Annotated in this window: 1 protein-coding gene; it reads left to right on the forward strand. The window is 62.7% G+C overall.

Going from position 1 to position 378, the window contains the following annotated elements; genetic code table 11:
• Positions 1-268, forward strand: a 268-nt coding sequence (locus AC0L3D_RS37000) for a hypothetical protein (RefSeq protein WP_473647575.1), incomplete at its 5' end; no start/stop codon positions are given.
• Between the last annotated feature and the right edge of the window lie 110 nt (positions 269-378).

Genomic DNA, 378 nt, shown 5'->3' on the forward strand with positions numbered 1-378 from the left:
TCTCGCTATATTTTTGCTGAGCCGCAGCGTGGGCGATCGCCTTATCAATAACGTCCCGGTGTTCGTCGGACAGATGGCGATAGCGGGTAGCACGGGCGCCACTCGCGACAGGAGCCGGATCGGCTCGGCGCGGCTCGGCCACGTGCTGCTCAAAGCCCACTTGCCGGGCCTGGCCCGCATCCGGCAAGGAGCCATGGCGGTCCAAGAAAGAGAGCATCGCGTCTGGGACTTGAGTCCCATGGGAGAAGCCTTTGGGGACGGCGAATGAGACGTTTATGGAGTTCTCGATGGCAGCGGGGGGCTCAGACCTTGCGAAGGGCGCTGCCTCCGCATGCAGCCTTCCGATGTGTTCGGACCATGTCCCTTGAACAGGTACCC

The organism is Mesorhizobium sp. WSM4837, assembly GCF_055811435.1.